Annotated in this window: 22 protein-coding genes; 8 read left to right on the top strand and 14 right to left on the bottom strand. The window is 30.5% G+C overall.

Annotation, left to right across the window (positions count from 1 at the left end; all coding sequences use genetic code 11):
* Nucleotides 1-11 precede the first annotated feature (11 nt).
* From IF125_RS03730 to IF125_RS03745, 4 genes are all read left to right on the top strand, one after another.
* A complete protein-coding gene (locus IF125_RS03730; protein ID WP_225541564.1) occupies nucleotides 12-3,734 on the top strand; it encodes a metallophosphoesterase in 3,723 nt (1,240 codons plus the stop codon).
* Between the two features lie 90 nt (nucleotides 3,735-3,824).
* Nucleotides 3,825-5,687, top strand: a complete 1,863-nt coding sequence (locus IF125_RS03735; RefSeq protein WP_225541565.1) for a RecQ family ATP-dependent DNA helicase — start codon at nucleotides 3,825-3,827, stop codon at nucleotides 5,685-5,687.
* Nucleotides 5,688-5,689: 2 nt separating this feature from the next.
* Nucleotides 5,690-6,631: a methionyl-tRNA formyltransferase gene (gene fmt, locus IF125_RS03740; protein WP_225541566.1), complete on the top strand. Its 942-nt coding sequence runs from the start codon at nucleotides 5,690-5,692 to the stop codon at nucleotides 6,629-6,631.
* Nucleotides 6,632-6,763: 132 nt separating this feature from the next.
* On the top strand, nucleotides 6,764-7,048 hold the full coding sequence (locus IF125_RS03745; protein WP_225538989.1) for an HU family DNA-binding protein: 285 nt from the start codon (nucleotides 6,764-6,766) through the stop codon (nucleotides 7,046-7,048).
* Between the two features lie 62 nt (nucleotides 7,049-7,110).
* On the opposite strand, the gene IF125_RS03750 is transcribed toward IF125_RS03745, so the two are convergent.
* The 7 genes from IF125_RS03750 to IF125_RS03780 all read right to left on the bottom strand — a co-directional run bounded on the left by IF125_RS03750 (nucleotide 7,111) and on the right by IF125_RS03780 (nucleotide 13,649).
* Nucleotides 7,111-7,944, bottom strand: coding sequence for a 5'-nucleotidase, lipoprotein e(P4) family (locus IF125_RS03750; RefSeq protein WP_171621707.1), 834 nt, complete (start codon nucleotides 7,942-7,944; stop codon nucleotides 7,111-7,113).
* Between the two features lie 54 nt (nucleotides 7,945-7,998).
* Nucleotides 7,999-8,493 carry a hypothetical protein gene (locus tag IF125_RS03755; protein ID WP_171621706.1) on the bottom strand — a complete coding sequence of 165 codons (495 nt, stop codon included), beginning with the start codon at nucleotides 8,491-8,493 and terminating at the stop codon, nucleotides 7,999-8,001.
* A 154-nt stretch (nucleotides 8,494-8,647) separates the two neighbouring features.
* On the bottom strand, nucleotides 8,648-9,211 hold the full coding sequence (locus tag IF125_RS03760; RefSeq protein ID WP_171621705.1) for a GNAT family N-acetyltransferase: 564 nt from the start codon (nucleotides 9,209-9,211) through the stop codon (nucleotides 8,648-8,650).
* A 53-nt stretch (nucleotides 9,212-9,264) separates the two neighbouring features.
* The gene (locus tag IF125_RS03765; RefSeq protein ID WP_171621704.1) at nucleotides 9,265-9,792 is read right to left on the bottom strand and encodes a hypothetical protein; all 528 of its coding nucleotides are present in this window, start codon (nucleotides 9,790-9,792) and stop codon (nucleotides 9,265-9,267) included.
* Between the two features lie 108 nt (nucleotides 9,793-9,900).
* Nucleotides 9,901-10,728, bottom strand: a complete 828-nt coding sequence (prmC, locus tag IF125_RS03770; RefSeq protein WP_225541567.1) for a peptide chain release factor N(5)-glutamine methyltransferase — start codon at nucleotides 10,726-10,728, stop codon at nucleotides 9,901-9,903.
* Between the two features lie 201 nt (nucleotides 10,729-10,929).
* The gene (locus tag IF125_RS03775; protein ID WP_188320144.1) at nucleotides 10,930-12,312 is read right to left on the bottom strand and encodes an MFS transporter; all 1,383 of its coding nucleotides are present in this window, start codon (nucleotides 12,310-12,312) and stop codon (nucleotides 10,930-10,932) included.
* A 14-nt stretch (nucleotides 12,313-12,326) separates the two neighbouring features.
* On the bottom strand, nucleotides 12,327-13,649 hold the full coding sequence (locus tag IF125_RS03780; protein WP_171621701.1) for a DcaP family trimeric outer membrane transporter: 1,323 nt from the start codon (nucleotides 13,647-13,649) through the stop codon (nucleotides 12,327-12,329).
* Nucleotides 13,650-14,233: 584 nt separating this feature from the next.
* On the opposite strand from IF125_RS03780, the gene IF125_RS03785 reads away from it, so the two are divergent.
* A complete protein-coding gene (locus IF125_RS03785) occupies nucleotides 14,234-15,073 on the top strand; it encodes a GNAT family N-acetyltransferase (RefSeq protein WP_188320145.1) in 840 nt (279 codons plus the stop codon).
* Between the two features lie 42 nt (nucleotides 15,074-15,115).
* Here the strand turns inward: IF125_RS03785 and tyrS are convergent, their stop codons facing one another.
* Nucleotides 15,116-16,318 carry a tyrosine--tRNA ligase gene (gene tyrS / locus IF125_RS03790; RefSeq protein ID WP_225541568.1) on the bottom strand — a complete coding sequence of 401 codons (1,203 nt, stop codon included), beginning with the start codon at nucleotides 16,316-16,318 and terminating at the stop codon, nucleotides 15,116-15,118.
* A 296-nt stretch (nucleotides 16,319-16,614) separates the two neighbouring features.
* Between tyrS and ybaK the strand changes: the two genes are divergently transcribed.
* Nucleotides 16,615-17,106 (top strand): Cys-tRNA(Pro) deacylase, encoded by a 492-nt coding sequence (ybaK, locus tag IF125_RS03795; protein WP_225541569.1) that lies wholly within the window; start codon nucleotides 16,615-16,617, stop codon nucleotides 17,104-17,106.
* A 13-nt stretch (nucleotides 17,107-17,119) separates the two neighbouring features.
* Here ybaK and IF125_RS03800 read toward each other — a convergent pair whose 3' ends face one another.
* On the bottom strand, nucleotides 17,120-18,241 hold the full coding sequence (locus tag IF125_RS03800; RefSeq protein ID WP_225541570.1) for a redoxin domain-containing protein: 1,122 nt from the start codon (nucleotides 18,239-18,241) through the stop codon (nucleotides 17,120-17,122).
* Between the two features lie 186 nt (nucleotides 18,242-18,427).
* Here IF125_RS03800 and IF125_RS03805 point away from each other — a divergent pair, with 186 nt between their 5' ends.
* The gene (locus IF125_RS03805) at nucleotides 18,428-19,198 is read left to right on the top strand and encodes a hypothetical protein (protein WP_225541571.1); all 771 of its coding nucleotides are present in this window, start codon (nucleotides 18,428-18,430) and stop codon (nucleotides 19,196-19,198) included.
* Between the two features lie 291 nt (nucleotides 19,199-19,489).
* Here IF125_RS03805 and IF125_RS03810 read toward each other — a convergent pair whose 3' ends face one another.
* The 3 genes from IF125_RS03810 to IF125_RS03820 all read right to left on the bottom strand — a co-directional run bounded on the left by IF125_RS03810 (nucleotide 19,490) and on the right by IF125_RS03820 (nucleotide 22,507).
* Nucleotides 19,490-19,828, bottom strand: coding sequence for a cysteine-rich CWC family protein (locus IF125_RS03810; RefSeq protein ID WP_171621695.1), 339 nt, complete (start codon nucleotides 19,826-19,828; stop codon nucleotides 19,490-19,492).
* Nucleotides 19,829-20,128: 300 nt separating this feature from the next.
* The gene (gene brnQ, locus IF125_RS03815; RefSeq protein ID WP_225541572.1) at nucleotides 20,129-21,418 is read right to left on the bottom strand and encodes a branched-chain amino acid transport system II carrier protein; all 1,290 of its coding nucleotides are present in this window, start codon (nucleotides 21,416-21,418) and stop codon (nucleotides 20,129-20,131) included.
* Nucleotides 21,419-21,787: 369 nt separating this feature from the next.
* On the bottom strand, nucleotides 21,788-22,507 hold the full coding sequence (locus IF125_RS03820; protein ID WP_225541573.1) for a 3-ketoacyl-ACP reductase: 720 nt from the start codon (nucleotides 22,505-22,507) through the stop codon (nucleotides 21,788-21,790).
* 153 nt (nucleotides 22,508-22,660) lie between these two features.
* On the opposite strand from IF125_RS03820, the gene IF125_RS14310 reads away from it, so the two are divergent.
* Complete coding sequence (locus IF125_RS14310) at nucleotides 22,661-22,930, top strand: DUF1294 domain-containing protein (RefSeq protein WP_225541574.1); 270 nt, start codon at nucleotides 22,661-22,663, stop codon at nucleotides 22,928-22,930.
* 2 nt (nucleotides 22,931-22,932) lie between these two features.
* On the opposite strand, the gene arfB is transcribed toward IF125_RS14310, so the two are convergent.
* Together arfB and IF125_RS03835 are read right to left on the bottom strand one after the other, a co-directional pair.
* Entirely contained in the window at nucleotides 22,933-23,325 is a 393-nt protein-coding gene (arfB, locus tag IF125_RS03830) for an alternative ribosome rescue aminoacyl-tRNA hydrolase ArfB (RefSeq protein ID WP_225541575.1), read from the bottom strand.
* A gap of 19 nt (nucleotides 23,326-23,344) precedes the next feature.
* On the bottom strand, nucleotides 23,345-24,298 hold the full coding sequence (locus tag IF125_RS03835) for an aldo/keto reductase (protein WP_225541576.1): 954 nt from the start codon (nucleotides 24,296-24,298) through the stop codon (nucleotides 23,345-23,347).
* Nucleotides 24,299-24,317: the final 19 nt, after the last annotated feature.

Below are 24,317 nucleotides of genomic sequence, written 5' to 3' on the forward strand. Positions count from 1 at the left end.
CGCTTAAATGTATGAAATTATTACCAACACTGAACAACAAAAAATTGAATTATCCTTTTTTGGCTTTAGTAGGTTCGTGTCTTTATATGACATCTTGCGCTACGCAACATCCTCAATACGGGAAAAATATTAAGACCGAGAAGACACAAAAAGTTGAAGGCAACAAAATCCAATCAATCTATTTAATTGGTGATGCTGGCGATTTGGATCAGCCAATAAATAAACAGAATTTGAAAATGCTAAAAAATGAATTAGCAAAAGCAGATTCTACTTCTTATCTTTTCTTTTTGGGTGATAATATTTACGAAAATGGAATTGTAGTTGATTCTACAAAGAAAAATTATACGACAAGCCGAGATAAACTTCAACTTCAGATTGATTTAGCAAAAGAATTCAAAGGAAAAACACTTTTTATTCCAGGAAATCATGATTGGAGAAATGGTGTAAAAGGGCTAAAAGAACAAGAAAAAATAGTTAAAAAGCAATTAGGAAATAAAAAAGCATTCTTACCAAAAGATGCTTGTCCAATTGATAAAATAAATGTCAACGATAGTATTGGGATAATTGCAATAGATTCTGAATGGTATTTACAAGATTGGGATAATCACCCAGGCCTTAACGAAAAGTGTGATATCAAATCGCGTGAAGCTTTTTTTGAAGAATTAGAATCACAATTAAATAAATATCAAAATCGCACAACTATAATCACTATGCATCATCCCTTGTTTTCGAATGGTACGCATGGTGGGCAATTTGATTTCAAAAAACAATTTTATCCATTTGGAGACGATTTCAAAGTTCCTTTACCTATCATTGGATCTTTTATTAATTTGTTGCGTAGCACGACTGGGTTGAGTCCGCAAGATGTCAATAATTTCAAATATAGAGAAATGGCATCTCGTATTGCGACAATTATCGAAAATAGGAATAATGTCATTGTTGTTTCTGGTCATGATCATAATTTACAATACATTCAACAGAACAATGTCAAACAAATTATAAGTGGATCTGGCTCTAAAAAAGAATCGGCAAAAGCGGTTGGTAAAAATGATTTCTCTTATGGTGACAATGGTTTTGTTGTTTTAGATTTATATGACAATGGCGCTTCTTTGGCAAATTTTTATGGGTTCAAAAATGATGAAATCGAATTGTTATTATCAAAACAAGTTACAGAAAAGAAAAAGCAATATTTGGCTCAGGTATATGACGATAAAAAAATGCCAAAAACAAAAGAAACAAGTGTATATGAGTTAGATGTAACAAAAAAATCTGATCCATATAAATTCTTTTTTGGTCGTCATTACCGCAAAACTTTCGGCCAAACAATAACAGCTAATACAGTTAATTTAAATCAACTGTATGGAGGTTTAACACCTATCAGAATGGGGGGCGGACATCAAACGAAAAGTTTGCGTTTAGTGAACAATAAAGGTGAAGAATACAATATGCGTTCGGTAAAAAAAAGTGCTACACAATTTATTCAACAAGTTGCCTTCAAAAATAAATATGTTGCAGATGAATTTGAAGATTCTTTTACTGAAAAATTTTTGATGGATTTTTATACAACCAATCACCCTTATTATCCGTTAGCAGTTGCAAATTTGATGAAGCCTATCCATATTATGCATGCTACGCCAAAATTATTTTATGTTCCCAAACAAGAAACGTTAAAAGAATACAACGAAAATTTTGGTGATGAGCTATATATGATTGAAGAACGTCCAATGGCTGGATATCAGGATGGTGTTTTCAGAAAGCCAACCGATATTGTAAGCACGGATGATATGCTGGTTGCGATTCAAAAAAATAAAGATGTAATTGTAGACAAACAAGCCTACATTCGTGCGCGACTTTTTGACATGTTGGTTGGCGATTGGGATCGACACTCGGATCAATGGCGTTGGGGTGCGTATGAAGAAAATGGAAAAACGATATATCGTGCAATTCCACGTGATCGCGATCAAGCATTTCCTCGTTACGATGGTCTTTTCTTTAACCTTATTATGCGGATTCCTCCACTTCGACATATGCAAGATTACAAAGATGATATCAAAAATGTAAAGTGGTTCAACCGTGAACCCTATCCATTAGACTTGGCTATTTTAGAATCATCTGATCTTAACCTTTGGAAACAAGAAGCACGCTATATTCAAGAAAATTTGAGCGATGAGTACATTAAACAATCGTTCGAATTAATTCCTACGGAAACAAAACAAGAATATGATCAAGACGTTATCAATCATATCATCTCTCGAAAATCTAAATTAGAAAAATTTGCAGAGGAATACAATAAAATACTTCGCAAACTAATCATTTTAAAAGGGACAGATGAAGATGACGAATTTATCATTACTCGTTTAGCAAAAGGTAAAACAGCTATCAAAATCTATTCAGGCAAAGAAAAAACATTAATTTTTGATGAAGAATTTGATAAAAAAGAAACCAAAGAAATTCGTTTGTATGGATTAAATGGAAAAGACAAATTCAGAGTCGAAGGTAAACCAAGTAATGCTATTTTAACACGTATTATTGGTGGAATTGATGATGATGATTACGAGGTGAAACGTGCAGCGAAAATAAAAGTATATGATTACGCCAATGGCAGTAACGCTTCTGAATCTACTTTTCTAACTTCTAAAAATTTTGTCAACGATTATGAGGTCAATACATACGATTATAAACAACCGATGTATAATTTCTTTACCATGTTACCCAACATTGGTTATAATCCCGACGATGGTTTAAAAATTGGACTTTCACCAACCTATACTATAAATGGATTTGACCGCAAACCATACTCTCAACGTCACAATTTACAAGTTAGTTATTATTTTGCGACAGGTGGTTGGGATGCGAAATACAAAGGTACTTTTACAAAAGCCTTAGGTAAGTGGAATTTAGACTTAAACGCTGCTTACACCAGCCCTACTTATAGTACAAATTTCTTCGGTTTTGGAAACGAAACAGTAAATAATCAAGAAGAAATAGGAATAGATTATAACCGTGTAAGATTAGAAAGTTATAGCATTGGTCCTTCTATTTTCAAAATTATGAACAACAATGGTCGATTAGATTTTTCTACCATTTATAGTTACAAAAAAATTGAAGAAAACCTTGATCGTATCGTTGGTGACTTACCAGATATCAACCGAGATGTCTTTAAAGGACAACATTTTGGAGAAATCGGTGCTAAATATCTTTTCAAAAATTACGATAACGAATCATTACCAAAATTAGGAATGACATTTTTAGCACATGCAAAATGGATTTCGAATTTAACGGATTTTGAACGTAATCACTTTTATACAGAGCTTAACTTAGGATTTACGCATAAAATTTCAGCAAATGGCCGATTGACAGTTGCTTCTATGCTTAAAGGAAAAGCTATTTGGGGTGATTTTATGGAGTTTTATCAAATGGCTAACTTAGGAGGAGATCAAGATTTACGTGGATACCGATTAGGACGTTTTGCCGGAGACAAAGTTTTCTTACAAACATCAGATTTACGTTTTGACGCATTACGTTTCAAAGCTATTGTTCCATTGAGATTAGGTGTTTTTGTTGGTGCAGACTACGGACGAGTTTGGTTAAATGGAGAAGATTCCGATAAATGGCATTCATCTATGGGTGGAGGATTATGGATCAATGGAGCGCAATCCATTACCGCAACCATCTCTTACTTCAAAGGTGAGGATCCAGGTCGAGTAGTTTTCGGATTAAATTTTGGATTTTAATAAATCTTTCAATAACGCTAAAGAAAAGAATGATAACTCGATTGTTTAATTGAGTTATATTTTCCTAATTTTACAACAAAGCTTTGTAATTTGACTGCAAAAGAAATTCTTTTCAAATATTGGAACTACCCTTCTTTCAAAACGCCGCAAGAAGAAATTATTTCTAATGTATTAGAAAGTAAAGATACTTTGGCTATTTTACCTACTGGTGGAGGAAAATCCTTGTGTTATCAAGTTCCTGCAATTATGTTTGATGGATTGACCTTGGTAATTTCTCCATTAATTGCTCTGATGAAAGATCAAGTACAGAATTTAACGTCCAAAGGTATTTCTACGGCGTATATTACGAATGAAATCGATCAAAATACAATCGGAAAAATTTTAGACGATTGTCAAAATAACAGAATAAAGTTGTTATATGTTTCGCCAGAACGTTTGCAAAGTAGAATTTTTATCGAACGTTTGAAGCAGATTAATATTAGTTTACTTGCGGTAGATGAAGCACATTGTGTTTCTGAATGGGGACATGATTTTCGCCCAGCCTATCATCGAATTGCTCGATTAAAAACCATTCTACCCAAAGTACCTATTTTAGCACTTACAGCGACAGCAACTGAAAAAATTCAACTTGAAATTATTGAAAAACTTGAGCTTAATCAACCTCAAATTTTCAAATCCTCTTTAAAACGAGAAAATCTTTCGTACAATGTTTTTCTATCCACCGACAAGAAAAAAGATTTAATTTATTACTTAAAAAAATATTCAGGTTCGAGTATCATATTTGTTCGAAATAGAAAATTAACGTACGAAATAGCTAATTTTTTGAGTCAAAATGGCTTTGATGCCGATTATTTTCATGCCAAATTAACCAAAGACGAAAAGGAAGAAAAACAACGCAATTGGATGTTGAGTAATTCGCGTATTATGGTTTCGACAAATGCATTTGGAATGGGAATCGATAAACCGAATGTACGCACAGTCTTTCATATCGATTTACCACAAGGTATAGAAGCATATTACCAAGAAGTCGGACGCGCTGGTCGTGACGAACAGGAGTCGCATGGAATTTACCTCTATCATCCCGATGATCGTATACAAGCCGAGAATATTTTCAAAGCTAATTTACCTTCGCAACAAGATTTTATCAAAATCTCGAATTGTTTATTTAGTCAATTACAACTTGCTGAAGGCGAATTAACCGAAATGAATTACCAGTTAGACATTCCGAAATTTGCCGAAAAATTTGGTTTAAATCTAAAAATGGTTCTTCAATTTTTAGATTTTCTAAATACAAAAGAAATTATTCAACAAAAGAATTATACACAAAATAGTACACTTCAAATTTTAGCTTCGCCACATTCAATTAATCAAGGTGAAAACCAAATTTTTGATTATTTACAACGTCATTATCCTGGAATTTACACTTACAGTAGAGAAATTTCGGAAAGTAAAATGGCGTTTGATTTGCACAGAAGTATTGGTGACATCAGAAACGCTTTGCATGATTATTATAAAAATGGAACAATCGATTATTCGGATCGATTTTTAGCGCGTTTTAGATTCCTTGTTCCAAGAGATTCCAATGCATTTAAAAACAAACTGTGGAAAGATTTCGAATCGATTCAAGTGAATAACTGGAAACGTTTGCAAGCAATGATATATTATGCTGAACAAAATACAATTTGTAGAGAACGTTTGTTGTTTGGTTATTTTAATCAAAAATCTGATGAAAATTGTGGAAAATGTGATGTTTGCCAATCAAAAAAACAAACTAAGAATTTTAATGCTAACGATTTGATTGAATATTTAAAAGAAGGTGAGAAAACGCAAGCCGAAATCCTCTCAAAATTCATAAATTTGCCAAAAGATATAATCGTTGAAGAATTGCAATATTTAATCGACGAAATGCGAGTTCAACCAATTGGATTCGATTCTTATAAACTAATAGAATAAAAATGCGAGTAGTCTTTATGGGTACGCCCGAATTTGCGGCGACATCATTGAATGAAATCAATACAAATAGTCATCACGAAGTAGTTGGAGTTGTTACTGTTCCTGATAAACCATCTGGAAGAGGACAGAAAATGAATATTTCAGATGTTAAAAAATATGCGTTAGAACATAATCTACCTTTGGCTCAACCAGAAAAATTACGTGACGATGCATTCATCGAAACGTTAAAAAGTTGGAACGCAGATGTTTTTGTTGTTGTTGCTTTTCGTATGTTACCACAAGTTGTATGGTCTATTCCTGCAAAAGGAACATTTAACCTACACGGATCGCTACTTCCTCAATACCGTGGAGCAGCTCCGATCAATTGGGCAGTAATGAATGGAGACAACGAAACTGGTGTAACCACTTTTCTGATTGATGAAAAAATTGATACAGGAAATATCTTAATTTCTGATAAAGTCACAATTGAAGAAAATGATAATGTCGGAAAAATTCATGACGAATTGATGCATATTGGTGCTAAATTAGTAGTAAAAACATTAGATGGTTTAGAAAACGAATCGTTGAAACCTCATCCACAAGAAGAAACAATCGAATTAAAACACGCTCCTAAAATTTTTAAAGAAGATTGTAAAATTGATTGGAATCAATCAATCAATACTATTCATAATAAAATTAGAGGACTTTCTCCTTATCCATGTGCTTGGACAACTTTTGGCAATGGAGAAAACTATAAATCTTTAAAATTATATGGTGGTTTAAAAACTGATTTGGTTTTAGAGGCTGAAAATTTTCAATTAGTTCTACAAAAAAATAATCTATATATAAAACTACCTCAGGGAGTTTACGAAATTTTAGAACTTCAACCCGAAGGAAAACGTCGAATGTCTGCCAAAGATTTTATCAACGGACATCAAAACGAAGACACCTTATTCGTAAAATAAGTACTTATTTACTGATTTTTGACACAAATTTGAAGAAAAGTGCAAAATTTATTGATTTTTTTAGCCTTGAAACTTGCACAAATAAAGGGAAAGAGTATATTTGTGTATAAATTAATTTAAAAAGTTACAACTATGAACAAATCAGAACTTATTGATGCAATTGCAGCTGACGCTGGAATTTCTAAAGAAGCCGCTAAAAAAGCCCTAAACTCATTTACAGAAAATGTAACTAAAGCTTTAGCAAGTGGAGATAAAGTTGCTTTAGTAGGATTCGGGACTTTCTCTACGTCGGAGAGAGCTGCAAGAACAGGTATCAACCCACAAACTAAAAAAGAAATCAAAATTGCTGCTAAAACTGTAGCTAAATTTAAAGCTGGATCTGAATTATCAGGAGCAGTTGATACAAAAAAGAAATAATAATTTTCTGATAAAAAAAATCCACTCATTGAGTGGATTTTTTTATTCTATTTTAATAAATATTAATGACTTGGTGTTTCTTTTGCTGCTTCGTAAATAATTGAATCTTTCTGTTCTTGAGTCAAATCATATTTATAATCAAAAATTGCAGATTCCCAATCTCCATAGCCAACATTAGGTAAAACAATAAATCTTTTACCAAATTCAGCTTTCAAAGTCTCAACTGCTGCAGCTCTTTCTTTTTCAGATTTATGATTATCAAACAAATTAGAAAAATCTGTTAAACTATCTCCTAATAATAGAACAATATCAAAATCTTTTGCAATATTTTGACGACGAGTTTCTTTACTACTCTCTTTGCTTCTCAAAATCAAATTTTGAGGACTTTGTAACGGATAGTTGTATTTCATCAAATTAGCTAAAGTTCCTGGACGTTCTTCTTCGTATCTATTCGTGATATAAAAAATCTGAACTCCCTTACTCGCTGCGTATTGAAAAAACTCTAAAGATCCTGCTAATGGAGTTGCAATCCCTTTTGAAGTCCAATTTGCCCACGTATCTTGCGACCAAGTTTTACCTTGTTTCGCCATTTCTACAGCGTAATATGAATTATCTAAAAATGTTTCATCAATATCTGATACAATAGCGATGGGTTTTTCGCCTTTCGCTGCAATCGCTTCATCTAAACGCAATTTCGCAACGTTATAAGCTTGTTGACTTAAAGCTTGATACTCAGCTGCTCTTTGTTGAAAAAAAGCGGCATATATTTTACCATCAACTTGTAAACTATGATTTGTTGTTGTTTTCTGTTGCTCTTGTATAGCTACTTTCGGTGTTTGACAAGCTGTTAAACCAAAAAGCATTACACTTCCCAACATCAATTGTAAATGTTTCATATAAACTTATTCTTGCTTGCAAAATTAAGCATATATCTAATTTTTTAACTATAATTAATGAACGAATTTAACTGAATCAAGATTTGACTCGTATAAATATTGTTTCAAATGAATAACTTGTTGATTGATTTCTAATGTAATCTCCACAAAATCCATTTCATTAAAATTTGAAAAATTGTGATCAAAAAAATAAATATTTCGAATGACATGCGCTTCAGGAAGAATCGTATTCTTAAGTAAAATATCATTTGTTCCCATGTTCAATTCTCCATAAAAAGTTACGTCTGCCTTTATTTTTTCTTGTAAAGTAGAAGAAAAATAAGTCGCTTCTTTCAAATTAATTCGAATTGTTTTATGGGTATGATTTTCTATAGAAATCAATAATTCTAACGTTTTCTCTTTTTTTGTAATCGAAGAAATTACAAAATTATAAGGCAACGCATTGTGTTCAAAATTCTCCTTCTTTTCGTTTGATTTATCAATTGCAATAAACGATACTTTTGGTTCTTCTATTTCAATATTTTTGACTACTGTTTTCTTAGAATTCATTTTTTTGTAAAGCACTAAAATGATTAAAATAAGAACAAATAAAATTAAATATTTCATTTTACAAAGTTAACTATTATTGCATTCTTTACAGAAATGTGTTCACAAAAAAAGTAAGTGATTAAACTTACTTTTTATCTGATAAATTATTGTGATATTAAACAGATTTGTACTGCATATGTTCATGATTTTCATTCATCAACATTTTTTCGCCAACGACAACAAAACCTTTTCTTTCATACAACTTTTTAGCATTCGGATTGGTAAAATCAACCAATAAGCCTAACGTTTGTTTTCGATGATGAACAATTTCTTCAATCAAATAATCTAATATTTTAGAACCAATTCCTTTCCCTCTAAAATCTTCAGAAACAGCAATTGTATCTATATAAATTTCTCCAGCTTGCGTTTCATCTTGAGGTTGTATAGTTTGATTATAATTAGTTTTTAAAAAATCTAAAACGGGTTTTCTTAAATCATTTAATTTTCCTCCATCATAAAAAGTTGTTGTACCAGCAAATTGATTTTCATATTCAATTACAACTGTATTTTGATAACTGTATTGATTATTCTCTTGTTCGATTAATTTTTTTAAGAATAAAATTCCTTCTTCGTAGTCAGTTTTTCCAATAAAATCAAACACAATTTTATCCATTGCTAACATCATCAATTTTGCGATAGATGCAGCATCTTCTTTTGTTGCTTCTCTAAAATTTAACATAAAAAATAGCCTTGAGATTTCTCAAGGCTAAGTTAACAATAATAATATTGATATTATTTTGCTTTCAATTTTTCTAAGGTATTGTTATACCCTTCTTTCGCTTTTTCTCCAGCTTCTTTTGCTTCTGCTTTTACATCTTTTGCCGCTGCATTAATGTCTGCTTTAGCATCTTTCGCTGCAGTATTAATATCTTCTTTTGCTTTAGTTGCTTTTTCATCAACTTTATCTACTGCATTATTTACACCAGCTTTTACGTCTTGTGCAGCGTCTTTCACTGCTTCTTTAGTATTTTTCCAAGCTGTATTAGCATCATCATACGCTTTCTGAGCTGCTTCCTCTGCCGCTTTATCACCTTTAGCTTTCGCTTCCTCTAATTTAGCTTTCGCCTCATCCAATCTAGCTTTCGCTTCCGTTTCAGAAACTGTTGTAGTCGTTGTAGTTGTTTCCGTAATAATTGCAGTCGAGTCGTTTGCTAAAGAATCTACCGTAACATTAGTTTCAGTCGTTTTAGCTGTTTCTTGTTTACAAGATGTAGCAAAAGATAATGATGCGACTGCTACTAATACAAATAATTTTTTCATAGTTGTTTATTTAATTGTTTTTTTAATAATGTAAAACCTAACAATTTTAATACCAATTTTATTTGAAATACAAGAGGTTTTACTATATAAACGAAAAAAATATTTTCATTATTGTGTTTTTGAAGCTTTTAACATGCGATCATTTCCTGAAATATCTTTATAAATAGTTACAAATTCATAATTTTTTTCAAAAAGTTGTTTTGTTTCTTGTCCTAAATATTGATTAATTTCACAATAAATTGTTCCATTTTGATTCAGATGATTCTCTGCAAAAACAAGCACACGTTCATAAAAAATAAGGGCATTTTCATTTTCGACAAAAAGAGCCAAATGAGGTTCGAAATTTAATACATTTTGATGCATTTCTTCTTTCTCTAAATTTCTGATATAAGGAGGATTAGAAACAATAACATCAAATTTTTGATTTAACTGAATATCTTCGAGAAGATTTTGTTGATAAAAACCAATTTTAACATTCAAATTTTGGGCATTCGATTGAGCTACTTCTAAAGCTTTTTCAGAAATATCAATAGCCGAAACATTTGAGTTCGGAAATAATTTGGCCAAAGAAATAGGTATACAACCACTTCCAGTTCCTAAATCAATCAGTGATAATTCAGTTTCAGGATTATAATCATTTCGAATCAATTCGATTAATTCTTCCGTCTCTGGACGCGGAATTAATGTATTTTCATTGACGATAAAAAAATCATTATAAAAGAAAGCTTTTCCTGTAATATGTTGTACGGGTTTTCCTTTTTTTAATTGCTTAATATCTGATGAAATTTCTGATGTATAATCGATTTCATTAGAGGGAATAAATTGAATATCAAATTTATCTTCTAAATAAATTAAAAAAACACCTTCAATTTCATCTTGATCATAAATAGATTCTAATTCTGAAATAAAAAGTTGCTTTAACTCAGCTAAAGTCATTCTATTAAATTTTTGTAAAGTTAAATTTTATTACGTGATAATGCACGATTGTTGTAAGACAAAACACAGCAATACAATGTATCTATTTAAAAATTAACAAATAAGTTGACAATAAAATCATACAACAGAAATCATTAAAAACTAAAAATGCTTCAAGAAATCTTGAAGCATTTTTAGTTGTAATCAATGAATTATAAAGAATTAATTATCTTCAGTCAAATCTGTTTTATATGTTTCTGGAATTGTGAAATAATTCACTAAAATCGCAATAAATATTAAAACTAAAGGATATACAAGACCAATATATGGTGACATTGCTGCCGAAACGATAATGGTACTTTTGATTAATTCCGTCACAAAGGTTGTTGCACCTCCAATAAATCCATTCCCCATATTTTGAGCAAATCCCATACTTGTATAGCGAATTTTAGTAGGGAAAATTTCTAACATAAATGCACCAAGTGGTCCGTATGTCGCTGCTCCAGCAATAGAAGTAATTAAACTTACTACAATAATCCCGACTACAGCTAAATTCGAAATATCATGAATTTCTTTTAATCCATCTGGATTTCCTAATTGCATGTATAAAAAGAATGACAATGGAATCAAAATAAAACTACTAATCATTCCTCCTAACATAACAGGCTTACGACCAATTTTATCACTCAACGCTCCGAACCATTGATAGAAAAATGAACTAAATAAAGTAGAACATAAAACTACGATTAGAACTGTTTCGTATGGTAAATTAACTGCTCTTTGTAAAAAGAATAATGTTACGAATAACGTTGTTTGCATAATTGTACTTTGTGCTGCATTTCCACCAAAAATAGCTTTTAGCATCAATTTTACGTTTCCTGGTGTTGTAAAAGCATCTTTAATTGGAGTCTTAGATGTTTTTCCTTCTTTTTTCAATTGCTCGAAAATTGGACTTTCATGTAAACGTTGACGAATAAAATAACTTAAAATAACTAATATTCCACTAAATAAAAATGGAATTCTCCATCCGAAGCTGCTAAATGCTTCTTCTGATAAAACAGACTGAGTTAAGAAAACAACTGTTAAACATAACAATAATCCGATAGGAACTGTTGCTTGAATAAACCCTGTGTAAAACCCTCTTTTCTCTGCTGGAGCATGCTCAGCCACATAAATTACCGCACCTGCATATTCTCCACTAATTGCAAGTCCTTGCATGATGCGGCAAACCAATAATAAAACTGGAGCTAACCAACCAACATCCTCAAAAGTTGGAATACAACCTATTAAAAATGTAGCTGCTCCCATCATAATTAAAGAAACTAGGAATGAATATTTTCTACCAATACGATCACCAATACTTCCAAAAATTAAAGATCCAATTGGTCTAAACATAAAAGACGAAACAACAACTGCAAGTGTTTCTAAGAAATGTGACGAACCGTCATTCGGAAATAATTGTGTCGAAAGTACACTTGCTAAGATGATTGCTAAGAACATATCGTACCATTCAATCAATGTTCCGACTGATGATGCTAAAATAATTTGGAAAATATTATCCTTCTTCGCTTCTGTTTGCGAAGTATTTAAAGTGCTTGTACTCATTTTTTGTGTGATTTTTAGAAGTTAAATAATGTCGTTAATTGAAATCTGTTGTTATTTGCTAAATATTTATTCTCAGTTCCTGTTCCTTTTATGGTCGCATCAGCCCATTGAGCCGTACTACGATCATACTCTAATCTAAATTTTAATGCTTTGCTTAATGTAAAATCTAAACGAGGAACTACTTTATACAAATAATTAACTGTTCGTGTTCCTGGAGTAGCAGAAATAGCTCCCCAATTGGTTGTTACACCATAAGAAGTTGCACTTGCATCTTCTACTGGATTTTTAACTCCATTATTTCTGACATATCCTGCAAATAATCCGAACGAAAACTTACCTGTGGAATTTTGTTGCAAATCAATCCACATACTGTGTGTATTCATCGGTTTATATGTTTCAACTTCTAAAGGACTTTTTTGATACCCTACAATTCCTCCTAATTGCACAAATGATGATGCGTCTTGCATCAAATATCCTGCAACAGTGACTTGAAGCGGTTTTGTATTTAATTTTGAGTAAGCCATGAACGAAACATTTTCTACTCGTTCACTTGATTTTATCGGTGGATTACCCGAAGATAGTTTTGGTTTTAAATTCTCATACTGAGCACCTACTCCTCCTGTAAAAACTGGAGATTTATACTGCAATTGTAAATGAGCAGCTGGCATTCCACTGTTTCTAAAAGGTTCTGTGTTGGGTGTAAAATCGCGTTGAGAATGTAAAGCAGCGATCACTTTAAATTTATCTGTTAACTTATGCGTTAATCGCACTTGTGGATTTCTATTCAATGCATAAACAGGAGCGCCAGTTCCATAATTAGCAACATTTGGCAAAGCTTCTAAAACAACAAACGGATGCCAATATTGACCAATCCCTAATTGCGTTTTCTCCCAATCTAACATCACGTAGGCGTGGCGTAAACGAAATTCATTAATTCCTCCTTCTGTTGCTCCAAAAAATTCTCCTTCTAAAATACCCGAAGTTTTAGCACCAAGTAGTTCTGGTCCTTTTAAATTAACACCCGCTCTCGAAACAATTGATAGCATATGAAATTTTGATGCATCATTGATATCAGCACCATTCACATCTAATAATCGATCTTTTGGATAAAGAGGAACCAAGACCTCTCCTGCTCCGATCATTTGACGTGTATCCATAAAAATATCATTCCTGATAAATCCATAAAATTGAACATCAACTTTATCTTTGTTTTCTTGGGGTTGTATTACCTCAACTTTTTCTACAACTATAGTGTCATTTATACGCTGTTGAGCAACGACATAGGAATAGCAGCAAAACAAGGCAATGGAAGCCAATTTTGTTAAATTTTTACTCATTTTTTTGTGATAATTTGAGCTACTAAAATAACAAAAAGAAAAAAACTAACAAATGTTCGTTATTCATTTTTGAATAAAAGTTATTAACATTATCAAATTGACGATTTTCAAATAGTTTTTTTGAGAATTAGGTATTTTTGAAAATAAATTAGAAAGAATTTTTACGAAAATCACATTTTAAATAGTGTATTAATTACACCTTTGCTGAAATTCTACTTCAAGATTTTTATAAAAATCGAGAGAAGAATAGGTATTTCAACAAATGAGGAGAAATTTTTCTTCTCTCGTAGTTTTAGTTTTAAAATGTATGCAAATTTATTAAATAGAGAATATTGTACACTAAAACCAATAATAAGCTTATGTTAAATCATAAACAAAAGTTTATTTGTTAATTTTATTCAAAGTAACTTAACTTAAACATAACTTTTTTGAATAAAATTTCATTCTGATTTATTAAATCATATAATTATTTATCAAATTCGGAATTAGAAGGTAAACGATTATTCGGTTGAGGTGAATTTTTTAAGATTTTTTTTAGAAATTTATTAAATGTTGGGGCTATTTTTGCTTTGCAAATTATGACTATGCAAACAAACATTAAAATACATTCATTAGCTCATGTAGATTTGGAAGAATTATCTGCTTTGTACAATCTTTCTTATCAAAATTACTACATTTCTATTCATCTTTCTTTAGATCAATTTAAAGGAAAGTTAAAAATGGAAGATATCAATCTTGATTATTCTATTGGTGCAAGTATTGATGGAAAATTAGTTGGGTTTTTACTTTATGGCATACGAAATAATGCCGGTATAAAAACAGCTTATATTGGAGGAACGGGAGTTTGCCCTACACACAGAGGCAAAAAAATCACCCAACAAATGCTTGATTTTAGTTTTCCGAAATTAAAAGAATCTCATGTTAAAAACATTTTTTTAGAAGTAAATACTAAAAATGATTTTGCAATAAACGCTTACGAAGCTTGTGGTTTTAAAAAAACAAGAACATTAAATAGTTACAAAGGAATTCCAATTCTTGTCGTAAATCCTTTACATGAAATTGTTGATTTTGAAGATTTAAATCTGATAACAGGAGAAAATTTTTGGGATATAAAACCAACATGGAAAAACGATATTCAAAGTGTAAAAAATATCATTGATAATTGCCAAATAAACGGAATTTACGAAGACGGGATTTTAGTTGCTTACAAAATCATCAATAAAAATAATACACGTATTTATCAATTTGGTGTACATCACGATTATAGAAATCGTTACTTGGCTTCTATTCTATTCAGCGATTTGAAAAATAAAGAAATCAAAATGATAAATGTTGACGAAAGAGAAACCTCAACAAACGATTTCATACAATCATTGGGATTAAAATTGTATGATAAACAATACGAAATGAAAAAAGAATTATAATATAAAAGCCTCTAAAATAGAGGCTTTTGTTATAAATGAAATTTATTTTAATTCGAAAAAATCTCGTTTTCCTATTTTGATTTTAGTTTCCTTTTCGACTAAAAAATCAGCCAAAGGATCTGTACTTTTTTCACCATTAATTTGCACCGCACCACTTTCTATCAAACGTCTAACAGCCGTTTTTGATAAATCATTTTTTAATTGATGACAAACCTCTAATACAGAAATTTTTTCAGTTGTGATTTGCAATGAATCTATTTCAACTGGTTCAAACACTCTATTGTCGTCATTCCTTTTTTGAAATTGATTGTTAAAAAATGCTTCAGCAGCTTCAGCATCTTTTTCTGAATGATATTGCGTAATGATATTTTTAGCAACTATTTTTTTGATTAACATAGGATTATCCGAGTTTAATCGTTCATTCAAATTTGCTTTTTCTTCAATTGAAAAATCTGTTGCTAATGCAATGTATTCTTCCAATAAATCGTCAGGAATAGACATTGTTTTTCCAAACATTTCGTTTGGTTCATCTGTCAATCCGATAATATTATTCAACGATTTACTCATTTTTTCTTTTCCATCTGTTCCTCTTAAAAGTGGCATACACAATACAATTTGTGCAGCATCGCCATTCGTTTCTTGTAACTGACGTCCCATCGTACAATTGAATAATTGATCTGTACCTCCCATTTCGATATCAGCATTTATTTGAACTGAGTCATAAGCTTGTAAAATAGGATAAACCAACTCGTGCATCGCAATTGGTGTATTCTCTGTAAATCGTTTGTTAAAATCATTTCGATGCATTAATTGTGCAACCGTTACTTTTGACAACAATTGAATTACGTCCGAAAAAGGTAAATGATCTAACCAATCCGAATTAAAGACAATTTCTGCTTTATCAACATTAATTATTTTTGATAATTGATTGATATAAGTTTCAGCATTTTTCTGAACTTGGTCTGCATTTAATGGTTGACGACTTTTGTTTTTTCCTGTTGGATCACCGATTTGAGCTGTAAAACTACCTACTAAAATAACAATTTGATGCCCTAAATCTTGAAACTCTTTTAATTTTTTTAAAACTACTGCATGACCCAAATGTAGATCTGGTGCAGTTGGATCAAATCCTAATTTAATTCGTAGAGAACGATTTTCTTTTTCAGCTAATTTTAATTTTTCTTCTAATCCATTCTCAGGTAAAAAAATGGCTACATTTTCTTTTAAACTTTTTAAACTTTCCATATGATTGAAAATAAAAAAGCCCGAGCAAAACTGCTCGGGCTTGTAGATTATGATTAAATTTTTGACGTACAAAATTAATACGAAGTATACACATAGCCTACCCGAGCAAATATTGTACGATAATAAGTGCTAAAGAAAGGTAAACGTAATATATGTTGTAAAAACTTCATAAGTGGTACAAAGGTAGCAATAGTTTTTTAGTTTAAGGATTTTCTTTCAAAATTTTGTCGTAATCTTCAATTCATAAATAGTCAAAAAATAGTTTTTCGTTTTAACTTTGTCTAAATTTAGTTAGAATGAGTAATAAATCTGCAAAAACAAATGCAGTCCGATTATTGGACACACAAAATGTTTCGTATACATTACGCGAATATGAAGTCGATGAAGAACATATAGATGCTTTGCATGTGGCAAAATCTTTGGGTGTAAATCCTGAAGGCATTTATAAAACGTTGGTTTTGAAAGGAAATATAGCACCTTATCTTGTTGCGGTAATACCCGCGAATACGCATCTTGATATGAAAAAGTTTGCCAAAGTTTCTGGAAATAAAAATTGCGAGATGCTTCCTTTGAAAGATTTATTAAAAGTTACAGGATATATTCGTGGTGGTTGTTCACCTATTGGAATGAAAAAACAATTTCCTACCTACATTGAGGAATTAGCACTTATACAAGATCAGATTTGTATTAGCTCAGGAAAAAAAGGGTTGCAAATTTTACTAAATGCAGAAGATTTAGGAAATATAATCGATGCTAAATTTGAAGATATTACTCAATTCGACATCTAATTTTCTCAGCTTATTATTTACTTTTCAAAATTATTTTTTCCAAAATTGTAGGAAATTTTGCTTCATCTTCGAATGTTAAATTTGGATTCGCATATACAATAGTTCCATTTTTATCAATTACATAAGTTGCTCTATTGTTGTATCCTAATCGATTGTACGAATTATACGCCAAAGAAATTCCATAATCCTCATCATTTAAATACGTGATGTTTGTTGTACGTAAAGCTGTCTTCCATAATGTTAACAAAGAATTTGTAGAACTGGAAATTGCATAACTTTTTACATTTTGTAACAATGGGTTATGATCTATTAATTGAATTTGAGCAGCACATGTCATTGGCGCTTTTGTGTCTATTGTATTAAAATTAGGTAATATTTGCCCACTAAAAGCTGCAGGATAAAATGTCAACACTTTGAAGTTTGATTGATCATCCAATAGTTTTTCTGTTGAATTCATAGCGTAATTAGGACCTTTCAAAATAAAATTAGGTGCTTTGTCTCCTACTTTTAAGGTAACATTTTTAGTGAAATCTACATTCAATTCTTCTATTTTAGAAGCTCTTTTAACTAATTTCTCTAAGGGTTTTAAATGCTCTCCTTGTGCTCGATAATCATTATCTCTCATCAAAATTTTATTATTTTGATCCACTAAAAAAAGTATCGAACTTTCGACTAAGAGAGAATTAGAATTAGAGTTTGGAATTATAGTTGAAATAGAATTCTGTTTAAAAGGTTTAAGCCCAATTGCAGTATAAATTTTACCAACTTCATCATAAATTACTTTCGCACCTTCTAACTTATTTTGATTCGATGAATCATTAAACGTTAATGATTGTTGCGCATCCTTCCTCCATTTATCTTCTTCGTTTACAACATAAACTACATTAATTTTAGGAGGATTTGTTGTAGCAAAAGCTAATCCTTTCACAAAATAATGATGCAGAGAAGTCGTTAACATACTTGCATAATTATTTGTTTTGTAAAGACTTGGCGTAAAAACAATTATTTTAAGATCTTGAGATTGACCTAAATTCTCAATTTTATGAACAGGAAATTGATCACCTACATTCAAATGTTGTCCTTTAACAAAGGATAAACTACAAATAAATAATACAATGGTATAGATTCGGAACATAAGTCGTTTATTTTAACTAAACTAATCATTTTAAACTTCCACAAGATAACTAAAATTATATTCTCACAAAAAAGTACATCTTTATTTCTCATTAAAAATAAGACATTAACTTTTGAAGTTGGCGATTCCTTATTACACTAAATCCGCTATCTTTGTAATGATTTTAACTTTAAAATTTATAGTCAAATGGAATTTAATGTAACCAATGCTTTGAAACAATTAAACACTGAGTATTCAGAAGAAAATGCATCAGAAATTATTGAAAACTTATTGTACAATCCAACTGATTTTTCTGACGAAGACCATACGATAATTGACTCTTTGGGAGATAAATTCTTACGAATTGCAGCACAGATTTTCGTTGAAGATTTGGCATACGATTTCAATACTTTAGTTAATTATTGGGAAGCTTTTATTGGACAATTAACAGAGGAGCAATCTCAAAATCTATTGAATTTTGCTATTGAACAAACAGAGGTAGATTTTGTTGAAGATTTTATTATCGGTTACAGAAAGTTCTATACAAATCCGAAAGAAAGTATTACATTTTTCAATAAACTAAATGAAGATGAATTTTACGAAATTAAATTTTTTAAAGCTCGTTGTTATGAAGTTTTAGAAGAAAATGAAAATGCTGTTAATGCTTACATCAATTATTTAAGTACTACACACTTTAAAGAAGAGGAAAATGCAGAACAAGCTGCGGTAAACGAATTTTACATTAGCCATAGCATTGCGCCATTGTTAGTAAAAATGAACAAATTTGACGAAGCTAAAATTTATTTTGACAAGGTTTTAAATAATTTGAGTTTAGAAGATTATTTAGCAAACTTCGAAAATTCTAATCATCAAGAAGTTAAATCATTTTTAGAAGATTACGCAACAACTTTAAAAGAAACTGGAGATAATACAACAGCAACAAAAGTCTCTAAAAAAATAATGGAAATTTTTTCTTAAAAATACAACACTCGTAAACGGTTTATTGATTACCAATAAACTACTCATATATAGGTAGGTTTAACATTTCATTACCAATTTCATAAATCTAATCTATTGTTAGATAAAAAAATAAATAAGATATTATTTATCAATTCAAGAAATAGATCTAAATTTGTCTTATAAATAATTTATTCATAGTTGTTAAGGATAATGGAGATTGATCTTTTGAAGAGGAATCCTTAATAAAAATAGAGTTTTTTTATAGTATTTTTAGGTTGGTTAATGGTTCAATGCAAATTGAACCATTTTTTATTTCTTAAAACCATATGCACAATGTCTACACCCATTTTGGCAACATTTACCTTTTTGATAATGAAAAAATTCTGTAAAAACCCAATTCCCGTTTTCGATGTAATAATGTATATGCGGAACAAATTCTGAAGGCATGGTTGGGTACTTATATTCTTTATCTAAAGTTTCGAAATAATTCAATTGCTCCAAGCAATTAGTGCATAAACACTTGTAATGCGTTTTTGTTAAAAACTCTTTCGTTTCTGGTTTCAATTCAATTTTAGAGCAACTGCAATTATTAATATCATTTACATTACACGTTATTTCTTTATTACAACGCGAGCAAGTTTCTTCCATTTTTATTTTATTGATTTTCTTTCAAGTTAATAAATAATCTTAAACTTATATTAAAATTAATGATTGAATACCTTTGTAATTATGATTAATAAATGAATACCTTTGTAATTATGATTAATAAATGAATATAAATTAATTCTATTCGGACATAATATTAATCTTTCGTAAATAAATTATTTATAATCATAACTTTAAGAACTTTGTAAAAGAATAAAAGATAGACATTATCATTATTCTTTTAGTGTTTTTATAGTAGTTTTGATTGGTTAAAATCCTCTGAAAGTTATTCAGAGGATTTTTTTATTTCTTTATTTTATCAATCAATAAACCAAATCCAAATCCAATAATTGAAGGAACTACCCAACCTAAATCATATTCGAAGAATGGTATTTTATTTAAACTTGAAACAGTCGATTCATCAAAATAACCTAATAATTTTAGTAAACCTAAAATTGCAATAATTGTAGATGCCAATAAAGCAAAAACAAATGGTGTTTTACTTTTTACTATTTTACCAAATAACACGATATAAATAACTAAAGTAATTGTAATTGGGTATACAAATGCCAAAGGCGGATATGCAAAATTGATTATCTCATCTACACCTTTTATGGATAAACCAAATGAAATTAAGGTACACAAAACGACTAAAACAGAGTAACTTAGTTTTCCGTTTGTTAATCGTCCAAAGAACGTTCCTACAGCAGAAGTTAGTGCAATAGAAGTAGTAAGACAAGCGAAAGCCATACACAAGGCAATTGCAATTAAACCATAATGTCCTAATGTATTTCTTGAAATTTCGATCAATAATTCTGCTCGTGTAATAGTTGGATTTGTTTCCCCTGAAGTTGCTCCTAAATAAATTAAACCACCATAAACAAATAACAAGCATGTTGTAGATAACACGCCCGAAATGATAACAATTTGAGATTTACTTTTCGTATCTGTATAGCCTTTATTACGCGCTGCTGCGATAATAATTCCTGCAAAAATAACCGATGCCAACACATCTAATGTCTGATAACCTTCGATAAAACCTTTGGAAAATGATTGCATCATTGTTAATTCAGAAGGCATAAAATCGGCTGTTGGATTCAAAATTCCCATCGTTATTAGCAAAAATAATAACACTAATAAAACAGGAGTAAGATAATTCCCTATAACATCTACAACTTTAGAAGGACGGATTGCCAGTAAAATTGTAATTGCAAAGAAAATCATTGAACCCCAAATAGGATCTAACGTCGGAAAAAATGGTTTGATTCCAACTTCAAAAGTAGTTGCAGCTGTACGTGGAATGGCAATTAAAGGTCCAATACAAATCATAATAATTGTTCCTAAAATAGCTGCTAATCGTTTGTCTACACGATTTCCTAAATCATTAAAATTATTTCCAGAAAAAACTACCGACAAAATTCCAGTAAATGGCAATAAAATTCCAGTTAAACCAAATGCAAGCATTGCAACAAAATAATTAGAGCCTACTTCTACTCCAATCATCGGAGGCAAAAGAAGATTTCCTGCTCCAAAAAACATTGCAAATAACGCAAATCCAAGTGTTAATACATTGTTTAACTTTCTATTTCTCATATATCTATTAATTCTTACTATTCAAAAAATTGGTCTGCAAATTACTACAATTGCATTTTCAAGCCTTAAACTTAGTCGATTTATTCGATAAATGCATAGCTAAATTATAAATTTGACAGATATGAATAATAATTTTTATATTTATCAAAATTTAAACTTTGTATATTAGGAATGTTCTAATCTTTCTTTGTTAACAAATCTTAAAACATATATTTAAAAAAAATTTAATACTAAACTTAGTTGGTATAACTTTCTTCTTTTGGGCTGAAAACATTTAATATATAACTTACTTTATTGTGAAGCGTTTTAATACAAAAAAATCCAATTTCAGTTTGAAATTGGATTTTAATTATGTTATAATATCAATTCTTAAGGATTTGTTGACCACAAAGAAGCTGATGCTAACATTGCACGTTTGTCTAATTTTAATAAATCGACAATTAATTGGGCAAAATCTTCTGGTTGAAGAACAGTCTCTGGGTTACCATCTGTAATTTTTAAAACATCTTTTGACATTTCAGATGCAATGGTACTTGGCGTTAAAGTTGTAACGCGAATATTTTTCTTTCTCAATTCAAACATCAACGACTCAGACAAACCAATTAATCCCGCTTTAGATGCTGAATAAGCAGAAGTTACAGCGTTTCCTTTTAAACCAGCAGTTGAAGAAACATTGATAATATCCCCACTTCCTAATTCGACCATTGAAGGAACTACTGTTTTGGAAACGTAATAAGGTCCAAATAGATTTGTACGAACAATCTCTTCCCAATCGTTTTCTTCCATCTCTAAAAAACTACCGAAAGCTGCAATTCCAGCATTATTGATCAAAATATCAAATGCACCAAATGATGTAATTAATTTTTCTAATTGTGTTTTTACTTCATTTTTTTCTGCAACATCAAAAATTGAATAATCAGATTTTACACCAAAATTTTTGATTTCAGTAACGGTTTCTTCTAATTTGTTTTTATTTCTTCCCGTAATTGCTATATCTACTCCTTCTTTCGCCAATGCCAAAGCAATTGCTTTTCCTAATCCTCTACTACCGCCAGTAACTAAGGCTTTTTTACCTTTTAAATCTTGCATAATAATTTTTAAATTTATGTTTTACAATTATTTGGAAGTTTTTTAATTATGATTTTGATATACAAAGATAAACAACAAAGTATTGCATTAAAAATTTTTATATTTTCTTAAGATTAATTAATTAATTTAGTTTTCAAATTACACACTAACAACATGAATACTTTTTTAATTATTGCTCTACTTACAATTAACGCCATAGCGTTTCTTCTATTCAAAATAGATAAAAGAAACTCAATTTTAGGAAAACGAAGAGTTTCCGAATGGACGCTTTGTTTAATTACATTAATTGGTGGAACCATAGGTTCATTAATGTCTATGCAAATTTATCGTCACAAAACAAGAAAAAAATCTTTTATTTTTAAAATAATCCTTATTGCAGTTCTACAATGTAGTGCTTTGATATTTCTAATGGATCGTATTTAATTTTAATACCTAAACCTGCGACTGTCTTTTTTCTCTGCGAGTTGTTTCTTTTGATTCAATCTTTTTTGTTGAGAAGCTTTCGTAGGTTTTGTTTTCCTTCTAAACTTCGGTATAATCAATGATTTTTCAACCAATTCCATCATATTCTTTGTCACTTTTTCTTTATTATCTAATTGCGATCGTGACTGTTGAGAACTTAGTTGTAAATAACCTTCAGCATTAATTTTATTTTTTAATTTTTCTGAAATCATCGCCTTCTCTTCATCTGAAAAAAATTGAGATTCGAAAACATGCCATTTAGCTAAAACCATTGTTTCAACTTTATTTACATGTTGTCCTCCAGCTCCACTACTCCTTGCAGTTTTATAATTAATTTCAGAAGTAAAATCTTTCATTTTATGAATTTAAAACAATTTAATTATTACTTGCCTCTGTTAAAAGTTTTACATCATCATGAGATAATTTCACATTAACAGCTTCAACAAAAGCATCAAGATGTTGCTCTTTTGTAGCACTTGCAATTGGCGCAACAACCGTTTTTTGTTCTAATAACCAAGCTAACGAAACTGCCGAATATGAGATATTGTATCGATTAGAAATTGTTTCTAACGCATCTAAAATTCGAAAACCTTTTTCATTTAGATACTTCTTTATTCCATCACCTCTCAAACTTTTTTGCAAATCCTCTTCGTTTCTATATTTTCCAGACAAGAACCCGCTTGCTAAACTATAATAAGGTATTACCGCTAAATTATATTTTTCAGCAATTGGTTGCAAAAACTCTTCGAAATGTTGACGATCATACAAATTGTATTCAGGCTGCAACGTCTTATAGTGAGGTAAATTATAAAGCTCTGATTTATCAAGAGATTCACCCAAACGTTCTGAAGAAAAATTTGACGCTCCAATGAAGCGAACCTTTCCTTCTTTTACTAATTGATTGTAGGCTGATAAAGTTTCCTCTACAGGTGTATTGACATCATCATAATGTGTTTGATACAAATCGATATAATCTGTTTGTAAACGAGTAAGTGACTCTTCAACTTCTTTTAGAATATGTGCTTTGGTTGTATTTGGTTTATCTTGAATCATATTTCGTCCACCAACTTTCGTTGCCAAAACAAGCTGATCCCTACCGCCTCTTGACTTTAACCAATTTCCAATTATTTTCTCTGATTCTGTTCCAACATTACCAGGGACCCAATAAGAATAATTATTTGCAGTATCTATGGCATTAAATCCTCTATCGATGAAAGCATCCAAAATTCGGAATGATTCTTCTTCATTCAATGTCCATCCAAAAACGTTTCCTCCAAAAAAAATTGGCTCGATCTCTAAGTCTGTATTTCCTAATTGTACCTTTTTCATAGGTATAAAGATAAAAAAA

Source organism: Empedobacter stercoris, from assembly GCF_020281205.1.
In the GTDB taxonomy this organism is placed as follows: Bacteria; Bacteroidota; Bacteroidia; order Flavobacteriales; family Weeksellaceae; genus Empedobacter; species Empedobacter stercoris.